A 9,730-nucleotide genomic window follows, 5' to 3' on the forward strand; every position below is an offset into this window, starting at 1 on the left:
GGATTGAGGTTTGTTTTGCAGGGCGTTCGAACGTCGGAAAATCCTCTTTGATCAATGCGATTACCGGGCGTAAGGCGCTGGCTCGGGCGTCGAACACACCCGGACGCACGCAGGAAATCAACTACTTTACGTTGGGCGACGAACGCTATCTCGTCGATCTTCCCGGCTACGGATACGCCAACGCACCGGTTCAGGTGGTCGAAAAATGGCAAGCGTTGCTTAAGCAATATCTATCTGGCCGCGCAAGCCTGCGACGCGCGTTTGTGTTGGTGGACAGCCGTCATGGCATCAAACCCGTCGATGAAGAAATCATGACTCTGCTTGATCGCAGCGCCGTGACGTTTCAGGTGGTTCTAACCAAGGCCGACAAGATCAAGCCTGCGCAATATGACAGCCTTCTCAAGCAGGTGCGCGAAAAGCTGGCCAAGCATCCGGCCGCGTATCCCGAACTCGTCCTGACCAGCAGCGAAAAAAGCGACGGAATTGCCACGTTACGCAGTATCATCGCCGGAATTGGCTAGAAGAGTAGGCGCAAAACGGCTTGCCACTGCATTAGCCATGTCGCACACAAGGCAGGTGTCAGGCGCGCACTGGCTAGGATCAAAACCGATATGAAATCCCGAGATATGAACCACGATTGGATCGCCACCGCCCGCACTTTGTCAGAGGCGTTGCCTTATATGCAGCGCTATGCTGGTGCGGTCGTCGTTGTCAAATTCGGTGGCAATGCGATGGGCGATGATGACGCCATGGCCGAGTTCGCCCGTGACATTGTCTTGATGCGTCAAGTCGGCATCAACCCGGTTGTCGTGCATGGCGGTGGGCCAATGATCAACGACATGTTGACCAAGCTGGGCATCAAATCCGAGTTCGTGCGCGGCAAGCGCGTGACGGACAAAGCGACCGTACAGGTCGTCGAAATGGTGCTGACCGGGTTGGTCAACAAACGCATTGTTCAGGCAATCATGGATGAAGGCGGTCGCGCAGTTGGGCTTTCGGGCAAAGATGACGACCTGATGGTCTGCGAAGCAGATGACCCAGAGCTTGGCTTTGTCGGTCGTCCGGTCGAGATGAATCCTCAGGTGCTGCGCGATTTGTTCAAAGCCGGCATCATACCAGTGGTGGCCCCCGTGGCGACCGGGATGCAACCAAACGAAACATTCAACGTCAATGGCGACACGGCTGCAGGCGCTATTGCTGGCGCTCTCAAGGCAGACCGTCTGCTGCTTCTAACGGATGTCAGTGGCGTGAAAGACGGCAACGGTGATGTTGTGACAGCAATGACTCCAGATGAAGTGGTTGCGATGATCGAAAGCGGCACTATCGCCGGTGGTATGATCCCAAAAACCGAAACCGCCCTCAAAGCCATTGAAGAGGGTGTGCGCGCAGTGGTGATCCTAGATGGGCGCGTATCCAATGCCTGCCTTCTTGAGCTGTTCACAGAGCATGGTGCCGGGTCGTTGATCCGCCCGCCCCGGTGACATTAGACGCGCTTGACGCATCGGCCCGCAAGGTCGGCCTTGCCGTGCGCGGTGCGTTTCATCCAAGCTCAGAGGACGACGCGCCAGAGAGTGCGCAAACCTTGGTCATGCTTGGCCCAGATGAACCGCGTTTCTGGGGCATCTTTTCAACCTCGTCAGAATATTTGGATGGCCGACCTCACCCTTTGGACCGATGGTCAAAACGGGCCACAGCAAGCTTGGCTGTGCCCCTTGGCGGCACAGCTGTCTTTCCCTATGACGGACCGCCTTATGCGCCCTTTTTGAATTGGGCGCAGCGCAGTAGTGCCTGCTGGTCATCGCCGGTTGGTCTGCTTGTTCACGACACAGCAGGGTTGTTCATCAGCTTTCGTGCGGCACTGGCTTTGCCCCAACGGCTTGACCTGCCTGCACCAGCAATATCGCCCTGTCCGACATGCGAAGATCGCCCCTGCGAGTCCGCCTGCCCAGTCGGTGCGCTTGCCCCAGGTAAAGACTACGACGTCCCCACTTGCGTCGCTCGTATGCAATCCATAGACGGAGCTGCTTGCCGCGAAGGCTGTCTCGTGCGGCGAGCCTGTCCAGTTTCCAAAAGCTTTGGCCGCCTACCCGAACAATCCGCTTTCCACATGCGCGCATTTTTGGGAGAGTGAACTCGACCCCAAGAAAGGCGCGGCACTTGTGAAACGACTGATCCTCATGCGTCACGCCAAATCGGATTGGTCCGCTGCTGGAGATGATCACAGCAGGCCATTGAACAAGCGCGGAATGGCAAGCGCCCCAGCGATGGGGGTGTGGTTAAAGTCGATGCATTGGCTGCCAGACGAAGTTCTATGCTCTACTGCTACGCGCACACGGCAGACGCTTGATCTGCTCGGTCTGCCGAATGTTTCAACTCGATTTGAACGCAGTTTGTATCTGGCTGAGGCAGAAGAGATTGTCGACGCGCTGAGAGCAGCCACTGGCGACACTGTCCTTTTGCTCAGCCACAATCACGGCATTGCGGAGTGCGCCAAAAGGCTGCTTGAAGATTGGCCCAATCATCCGCGTTTCAATGACTATCCGACCTGCGCCACCAGCCTGATCCAGTTTGAGATCGACGATTGGTCAAAGCTGGCTTTCGGGTCTGGCACCTGTGTCGATTTCGCTATTCCCCGCGAGGTCATCACATCAGACGACTAAGCTGCAATCGACCGATTTCGGAATAAAAAACGCCCCAGGTCAGGCAACCCAGAGCGTTCTTTGTTCGTAACAGCCCGTAGGATTAGTGCCCCAGGATCTGGCTCAGGAACAATTTGGTCCGTTCGTTCTGAGGGTTGTTAAAGAACTCTTCCGGCTCGTTCTGTTCGACGATTTGCCCCGCATCCATAAAGATCACGCGGTTTGCGACCTGACGGGCAAATCCCATTTCGTGGGTCACGCAGAGCATGGTCATGCCTTCTTCTGCAAGGCTGACCATCGTGTCCAGCACCTCTTTAATCATTTCGGGGTCAAGCGCCGAAGTTGGTTCATCGAACAGCATGATACGCGGGCGCATGCACAGCGATCGGGCGATGGCCACACGCTGCTGCTGACCACCCGAAAGCTGGCCGGGATACTTGTTCGCCTGTTCGGGGATTTTGACCTTTTCGAGGAAATGCATCGCGGTTTCCTCTGCCTCGCGCTTGGGCGTTTTGCGAACCCAGATTGGCGCGAGCGTACAGTTCTCCAGAATCGTCAAATGAGGGAACAGGTTAAAGTGTTGGAACACCATCCCAACCTCAGAGCGGATCGTGTCGATGTTCTTGATGTCATTGGACAGCAAGGTGCCATCAACAGAGATTGATCCCTTCTGATGTTCCTCCAATGCGTTGATGCACCGGATGAGCGTGGATTTACCCGAACCAGACGGACCTGCGATGACGATCCGTTCGCCGCGATAGACCGTCAGGTCGATGTCGCGCAGAACGTGGAACGTCCCGTACCACTTGTTCATGTTCTGGATCTGGATCGCCACCTCATCGGAGATAGCCAACGGAGCGTTTGCAGTTTCAGCCATTGCTTGGCCTCCTATTTGTCACCCTATCGCTTTCGCGAGTTGAGGATTTATCGATGATCGGTGGCAAGCTGACGCTCAAGCCACTGCGAATATTTTGAGATGCTGAAGCAGACGATGAAGAACACGAAGACCGCAAATCCCCAGAGTTCCCAATACACGCCGTTCCATTCGGTCGACGCGAGGATCGGACCGCGGATCATGCCCACGAGGTCGAACATCGAAATCACCGACACGAGGGTGGTGTCCTTGAACAGACCTACGGCGACGTTCACGATCCCCGGAATGGAGATTTTAAGCGCCTGCGGCATGATGATAAGACGGGTCGCCTGTGCATAATCCAGACCAAGGCTGTCGGCTGCTTCGTATTGGCCACGCGGAAGCGCCGCGAGACCACCACGGATCACTTCGGCAATGTAAGCCGATGCAAACATGGTGATCATAATGATCACCCGCAGAACGAGGTCGATGTTCGAGCCGGGCGGGAAGAAATACGCCAGAACCACGTTCGCCACGAAAAGCAACGTAATCAGCGGCACCCCACGGATGAATTCGATGAAGACAACACAAATCCACTTGATGATGGGCATCGACGACTGACGTCCCAGCGCAAGCACGATCCCGAAGGGAAGCGACAGCGAAACGCACACCGTTCCCAAGATCATGTTGAGCATAAAGCCACCCAGATCACGGGACGGGACTGCCTGAAGTGCCAGAAAGTTCGGCATCGACGCAGACACAAATCCGCCAAGCCAAATCACAACCACTGCGGCCACCACGCTGGCAAGCAAGCCCATTGCAAAGCTCTGACGCTCGAACTTTTTGAACGCGAAATAGCCAGCCACAAAACCAATCAACACCATCAGCGGGATAAGAATGGTTCCACCCCAGATGAGCCAATAAGCGATGAACGGATATATCCCTGTGAAGATCAGCATCTGGCGCGGTGCCTTGGGATAAAGCACCGGTACAAGCGCAACGATTAGCATGAAGAACGCCAGTGTCGGACGCCAGTAGGATTCAGACGGGTAAGTGAATCCGAAGAGCAACTGGTTCCAGCGTTCCGTCAGAACCGAGAAACAGGCCCCCGTCATACCATCCAGCATTTCACGACATTCTGCCAAGGAACTGGTGGTCCAGATGCCGTTGGCAAACCATGGGTAGGCGCCGGTCACGATCTTGTAGATAAAATAGATCGACACAATCGTCAGGATCGAATTGAACCAGCCTTTGAACAGGTTTTCCCGCATCCACTTGATCGCGCCTGCTTCGGTAACGGGGGGAGGCTGCTCGGGGAGCATGGTATCGCGGACGAAAGCGACTGTCTGTGCATGTGTATCTGACATCTCAGCGCTCCTTCAGCTTAACGGCGTTATTGTAGACGTTCATGATCGCAGAGATCGCAAGCGAGATGGCGAGATAGAACAACATAAGCAGGAAGATCGCCTCGATCGCGCGCCCAGTTTGGTTGAGCGTAATGCCACCCAGCGTGCCGGTCAGGTCCATATAGCCCACCGCAATCGCCAGTGACGAGTTCTTAGTGAGGTTCAGATACTGAGAGATCAGTGGTGGGATGATCACGCGCAACGCTTGAGGCAACACGACAAGGTTCATGATCCGTCCAGGACGCAGACCCAATGAGGCCGCAGCCTCGGTCTGACCTTTGCTGACCGCAAGGATGCCGGCGCGAACGTTTTCAGCGATGAACGCAGCTGTGTAGATAGACAAAGCAAACCAAAGCGCGATCAGGGAATTCCGCATAAAGATGCCGCCCTGAAAGTTGAACCCGCGCAGTTCGGGGTATTCAAGCGAGATCGGGCGTCCGAAGATGAAGAATGCGATGATGGACGGCACGAAGAATATCGCCAGAGACGGCCAGAATGTTGGGATCAGTTGCCCACGCTCATAGAGCGCTTTCTTCGCATAGTTTTTAAAAGCGAAGATGCCTGCAATTGAAGCCAAGAAGACGGCGATCACGAAGCCAGAACCTGCGCCAAAAACAGGTGCCGGAGAATAAAAGCCACGGCCCGTAAACGCAAAGGCATCAAGCACCATGGAGGCTTCGGGATTGTCGCCTCTGAAGTCCCGGGGTTGCGGAAGCACAGCGATAAACACCGCCATGATAATAAGGATCCAGATCAGGACCGGGACGTTGCGAAAAATCTCAACATAGATCGACATGAGCTGACGAACGAGCCAATTATCGCTCAGTCGCAAAACGCCGACGACGACACCAATCACTGTCGCCATTAAACAGCCAAGGAAGGCAACCAGCAGTGTGTTCAAAACACCAACAAGCGATGCCTGCCAATGTGAGGACTGGCTCGTGTATGGGATCAAGGTCTGATTGATGTCGTACCCAGCAGGTTCACCCAAGAACTGGTACGAAATGTTCAGACCAGCGGCCTGAAGGTTGGCAATCAGGTTGTAGCCCAAATAGGCGAAGGCAAGGATCAGCAGAACCAGCGCAACAAATTGAAAGGTGTAGGACCGGTAACGCGTGTCGTTGATCAGCATGGACAGCCGAAACGACCCCGACGGTGGGTCTGTTATCGTGGACATTATGTTATCCCTGTTTTTCCGGAGCCTGATGGCGGCGCTTGTCGCGCTCTAATGCCGTCTCCGAAGGCTTTTTCTTTGATTTGAAAAAGGGCGCGGAGTGTTCCGCGCCCTTTTCCGTCATCTAGTTTTTAGCGGAAGGGCGGGCTGTAGAGCAGGCCACCTTCGGTCCACTGCGCGTTCAGACCGCGTGCAAGACCGATTGGTGTGTTCTCACCAATGTTCTTCTCGAACAGTTCACCATAGTTACCACCAGCAGAGATTGCCTTGACGGCCCAGTCAGCTTCGAGGCCAAGCATTGCGCCAAGCGTGCCTTCTGTGCCCAGAAGGCGGTTGATCTCGGGGCTTTCGCCCGCTGCTGCTGCCATGTCACCAACATTGGCCGATGTCACACCCAGTTCTTCGGCTGCGATCAACGCGTTGAGGGACCAACGTACCACATCACCCCATTCGTTATCGCCGTGGCGCACGAGCGGGCCGAGCGGCTCTTTCGAAATGATTTCGGGCAGTACGACGTGGTCGCCCGGGTTTTCGAATGCAGCGCGTGTTGCGGCAAGACCAGATGCATCCGTGGTGTAAACGTCGCACGCACCTTCAAGATACAGCGGCTGCGCTTCTGCGTTGGTTTCGATTGGAACCGGCTCATAGCTGATGTTGTTCTTGCGGAAGTAGTCAGCAAGGTTCAGCTCGGTAGTGGTTCCGGTCTGGATGCAGACTGTCGCGCCGTCGAGTTCTTTGGCTGAGGACACGCCCAGTTCTTTCGGGACCATGAAGCCCTGACCGTCGTAGTAGTTGATGCCTACGAATTCGAAGCCAAGGTCAACGTCGCGCGAGAAAGTCCAGGTTGTATTCCGCGCGAGCATGTCGATCTCACCCGAGGCGAGAGCTGTGAAACGTGTCTTGCCGGTGGTCGGAACAAACTCTACCGCTGTCGGATCACCGAGTACGGCGGCGGCCACAGCGCGGCATACGCCAACGTCAAAGCCTTCCCATTCGCCGTTTGCATTCGGCGCTGCAAATCCGACGAGACCAGTTGTCACGCCGCAGTTCAGCTTGCCGCGTGCTTTGACGTCGTCAAGCGTGGCAGCAGACACGGCACCAGCCGAAAGGCCAGCTACGGTCATCGCGCCAAGAATTGCAATTTTTTTCATGTTTACCTCTTCCTGTTAGCCCGCGCGTTGATGCGCGGTTTTGACGGGCGGTTGCGCACCCATACGACGAAAGTAGGGTGTGCCCCACTCACGATGGCAACGATTTGTGGGGATTCATCCTCGGAGGTCAAGGCAATTAGCCTATTTTTTGGTCAAAACGCCCGGATTTACCCAGCGTCAGGGCGCTTAGTGCCCGCTGATCAATCGAATGAAATCACTGGCGTGCAAAAAGGCTGCCTTTTTGTATTCGGCCATTTCTTCGGCCTCTTCGTCCGCGCCCCATTGTTCTTGCTGCCAAATTTCGTCCAAACGCGAAATGTCCCAAAGATCGTTGGCAGGTTGGACATCAGCTTTTGCTGCGAATCCTATAATCAGCGACCCACTGATCGACACAAGGTCGTGAAACGCGGTCAGTTCAAAGACGCCCAGATCATGCACCTGCCGGCGGAGTTTGGACAGTGCAGCTGCATCTTGTGGTTCGTGGACGACACCGACACGAGGTTCTAGCCGCACACCTAAAGCAACCTCGGCCCAGTCCAGCAACGGACCCCACTGTTCGGCTTGCCGCGTGACAAGCTCGTCCGGCGCATCGGCACGATAACAGAGCAGATCGCTGTCACCGTATTCAGCAAGCATGTCCGCGACATCTGCATGCTGTATTGCCACCTTGTCGATTGCCGCGTTGGCCGAGCGGGTAAAGGGCATTGTGCGAGGGTCAATTTTTTCAACCTGTGCATCAAACTCCTCAGCGATGCGCGAGGCCAGTGCTTCGTTAGGCACATTTAGTATTGCTTTGGCTGGCGTTCGTACCGGGCGACCATCCAACAAGACGCCGAACCCCGCATCCGTCGCAGCAGTTTCTGCGGATTTCCAGAATCGTTTCGGAGCCCATTCGCTCATGAGAGGTTCTCCATCCAAGTGGTCAGTGTGGACATGAGATGCTCGGAATCGTGCACCAATACATCGGCTTGCTTCAGGTGATCCGGCGATTGGTTACCCCAAGTCACGCCAATGGTGTGGGTGCCTACGCTTTTTCCCATCAGCATGTCATAGCTGGTGTCCCCAATCATCACGGCGTTTTCCGGTGCAACGCCGGTGTCGCGCAAAGCCGCAAGCAGCATAGAGGGGTTTGGCTTTGACGGATGCGTGTCTGCCACTTGGGTCGACTGGAAATAGCCGTCCAACTGATGCTGGGCGATGATACGATCCAACCCGCGGCGCGACATACCGGTTGCCGTTGCCATTAAGGTAAAAACGTCGATCTTAAGCCGGTCCAGAACAGCGCGGATGCCGGGGTAGAAAACCGCCGCGGCATCTTCTCCCGCTGAAATATGCCGCATTAGCGACGCCGATTTGTATCCTTCAGCCAAATCATGATGAACACTGGCGCTCTGATCCGGAACAAGCTGCGCCATGAGCTCGGGCAAGGACAGCCCGACACCATGCATAATCGAGTCTCTTGATGGAACAGACAAACCAGCGCCTTCGAACGCATCTTGCATCGCCATCAGGATATGCGCACGGCTGTCCACCAGCGTGCCATCGACATCAAAAACCACCAGCCGAAGCGGTTCAGACATCAGTCGATATCCTCAAATGGGTCTGCAGGCACATCCCGGGGATCCCATTGCAAAAACTCCCAAGTCCGCTCCATGTGCTCTGGCAGCGGCGCGGTGATGTTCAGCTGCGCGCCCGTGATAGGGTGCTTCAAAGAAATGGACCGCGCATGCAAATGGAGCTTTCGACTCACCGCGCCGCCCAGCATCGCACCCCAGCCGTCGCCAAGATTTTCCTGACCCGATCCGCCATACTTGCCGTCCCCAATGATCGGATGGCCCAGCTCCGACATATGAGCTCGAAGCTGGTGCGTTCGCCCGGTAATCGGTACCATTGCAACCCAAGCAGCCCGTTTCGCCAAGGCACTTAGCACCGCATAATCGGTGGTTGCGTGTTTTGCTCCTTCGGTCGAGGCCACGTCGCGCGGATGGACGGCGCGCATCTTTTCATTCTCGCCGCTGGCACCGTGCCCGGGCGCTTTGACCAAACCAAACTTGATCGTGCCCATCTGTGGGAACGGAACACCAGCAACCGCCGCCCAATAAATCTTGCGAGCCTCGCGCGCACGGAATGCCTCAGTCAAGGCTCCCGCAACTGCCCGCGTACGTGCGAGCAACAGAACGCCAGCGGTGTCTTTGTCCAACCGGTGAACAAGTCTTGGTTTTTCGTCATAACCAAAGCTCAACGCCTCAGCGAGGCCATCGACATGTCGCGTTTGTTTGCTGCCGCCCTGCGTCGGCAATCCCGGCGGTTTGTTGATCGCGATGATGTGGTCGTCCTTGTACAGAACAAGCGATTTCATCATCTCGGCGTCTTTATCTGACACGGTCGGTTTTGGACGTGACTGAACGTCTCCCGGGTCTGGCAGAGGAGGAATGCGAACCTCTTACCCAGTGATCAGACGCGTGCTCGCTTTCACGCGCCCTCCGTCGATCCGCAACTCGCCTTTG

Annotated in this window: 10 protein-coding genes and 1 pseudogene; 4 read left to right on the top strand and 7 right to left on the bottom strand. The window is 55.8% G+C overall.

Annotation, left to right across the window (positions count from 1 at the left end; all coding sequences use genetic code 11):
• From yihA to ACTG4M_RS16175, 4 genes are all read left to right on the top strand, one after another.
• On the top strand, positions 1-521 hold a 521-nt coding region (gene yihA, locus ACTG4M_RS16160), incomplete at its 5' end, for a ribosome biogenesis GTP-binding protein YihA/YsxC (RefSeq protein WP_439124695.1).
• Positions 522-611: 90 nt separating this feature from the next.
• The gene (argB, locus tag ACTG4M_RS16165) at positions 612-1,481 is read left to right on the top strand and encodes an acetylglutamate kinase (RefSeq protein ID WP_439124696.1); all 870 of its coding nucleotides are present in this window, start codon (positions 612-614) and stop codon (positions 1,479-1,481) included.
• Positions 1,478-2,131: a ferredoxin gene (locus ACTG4M_RS16170; RefSeq protein ID WP_439124697.1), complete on the top strand. Its 654-nt coding sequence runs from the start codon at positions 1,478-1,480 to the stop codon at positions 2,129-2,131. The genes argB and ACTG4M_RS16170 overlap by 4 nt, the downstream gene beginning before the upstream one ends.
• Before the next feature lie 28 nt (positions 2,132-2,159).
• Positions 2,160-2,660, top strand: a complete 501-nt coding sequence (locus tag ACTG4M_RS16175; RefSeq protein WP_439124698.1) for a SixA phosphatase family protein — start codon at positions 2,160-2,162, stop codon at positions 2,658-2,660.
• Between the two features lie 82 nt (positions 2,661-2,742).
• Here the strand turns inward: ACTG4M_RS16175 and ACTG4M_RS16180 are convergent, their stop codons facing one another.
• The 7 genes and pseudogenes from ACTG4M_RS16180 to ACTG4M_RS16210 all read right to left on the bottom strand — a co-directional run.
• A complete protein-coding gene (locus tag ACTG4M_RS16180) occupies positions 2,743-3,516 on the bottom strand; it encodes an amino acid ABC transporter ATP-binding protein (RefSeq protein ID WP_439124699.1) in 774 nt (257 codons plus the stop codon).
• Between the two features lie 47 nt (positions 3,517-3,563).
• Positions 3,564-4,859: an amino acid ABC transporter permease gene (locus ACTG4M_RS16185; protein ID WP_439124700.1), complete on the bottom strand. Its 1,296-nt coding sequence runs from the start codon at positions 4,857-4,859 to the stop codon at positions 3,564-3,566.
• Between the two features lies 1 nt (position 4,860).
• Entirely contained in the window at positions 4,861-6,075 is a 1,215-nt protein-coding gene (locus tag ACTG4M_RS16190; protein WP_439124701.1) for an amino acid ABC transporter permease, read from the bottom strand.
• Positions 6,076-6,203: 128 nt separating this feature from the next.
• The gene (locus tag ACTG4M_RS16195; RefSeq protein WP_439124702.1) at positions 6,204-7,223 is read right to left on the bottom strand and encodes an amino acid ABC transporter substrate-binding protein; all 1,020 of its coding nucleotides are present in this window, start codon (positions 7,221-7,223) and stop codon (positions 6,204-6,206) included.
• Between the two features lie 186 nt (positions 7,224-7,409).
• On the bottom strand, positions 7,410-8,123 hold the full coding sequence (locus ACTG4M_RS16200) for an ATP12 family chaperone protein (RefSeq protein WP_439124703.1): 714 nt from the start codon (positions 8,121-8,123) through the stop codon (positions 7,410-7,412).
• Positions 8,120-8,803, bottom strand: coding sequence for an HAD-IA family hydrolase (locus ACTG4M_RS16205; protein ID WP_439124704.1), 684 nt, complete (start codon positions 8,801-8,803; stop codon positions 8,120-8,122). The genes ACTG4M_RS16200 and ACTG4M_RS16205 overlap by 4 nt, the downstream gene beginning before the upstream one ends.
• Positions 8,803-9,730 (bottom strand): annotated as a pseudogene (locus tag ACTG4M_RS16210) (RluA family pseudouridine synthase); the annotation flags it as partial. The gene ACTG4M_RS16205 and the pseudogene ACTG4M_RS16210, both read right to left, overlap by 1 nt.

The organism is Marivita sp., assembly GCF_965656765.1.
Classification (GTDB): Bacteria; Pseudomonadota; Alphaproteobacteria; order Rhodobacterales; family Rhodobacteraceae; genus Marivita.

What these genes read in the sequence shown, in the direction of transcription:
- argB (WP_439124696.1), top strand. Translation starts at nt 612, where the DNA reads ATGAAATCCCGAGATATGAACCACGATTGGATCGCCACCGCCCGCACT.
- ACTG4M_RS16180 (WP_439124699.1), bottom strand. Translation starts at nt 3,516, where the DNA reads ATGGCTGAAACTGCAAACGCTCCGTTGGCTATCTCCGATGAGGTGGCG.
- ACTG4M_RS16200 (WP_439124703.1), bottom strand. Translation starts at nt 8,123, where the DNA reads ATGAGCGAATGGGCTCCGAAACGATTCTGGAAATCCGCAGAAACTGCT.
- ACTG4M_RS16195 (WP_439124702.1), bottom strand. Translation starts at nt 7,223, where the DNA reads ATGAAAAAAATTGCAATTCTTGGCGCGATGACCGTAGCTGGCCTTTCG.
- ACTG4M_RS16190 (WP_439124701.1), bottom strand. Translation starts at nt 6,075, where the DNA reads ATGTCCACGATAACAGACCCACCGTCGGGGTCGTTTCGGCTGTCCATG.
- ACTG4M_RS16205 (WP_439124704.1), bottom strand. Translation starts at nt 8,803, where the DNA reads ATGTCTGAACCGCTTCGGCTGGTGGTTTTTGATGTCGATGGCACGCTG.
- ACTG4M_RS16185 (WP_439124700.1), bottom strand. Translation starts at nt 4,859, where the DNA reads ATGTCAGATACACATGCACAGACAGTCGCTTTCGTCCGCGATACCATG.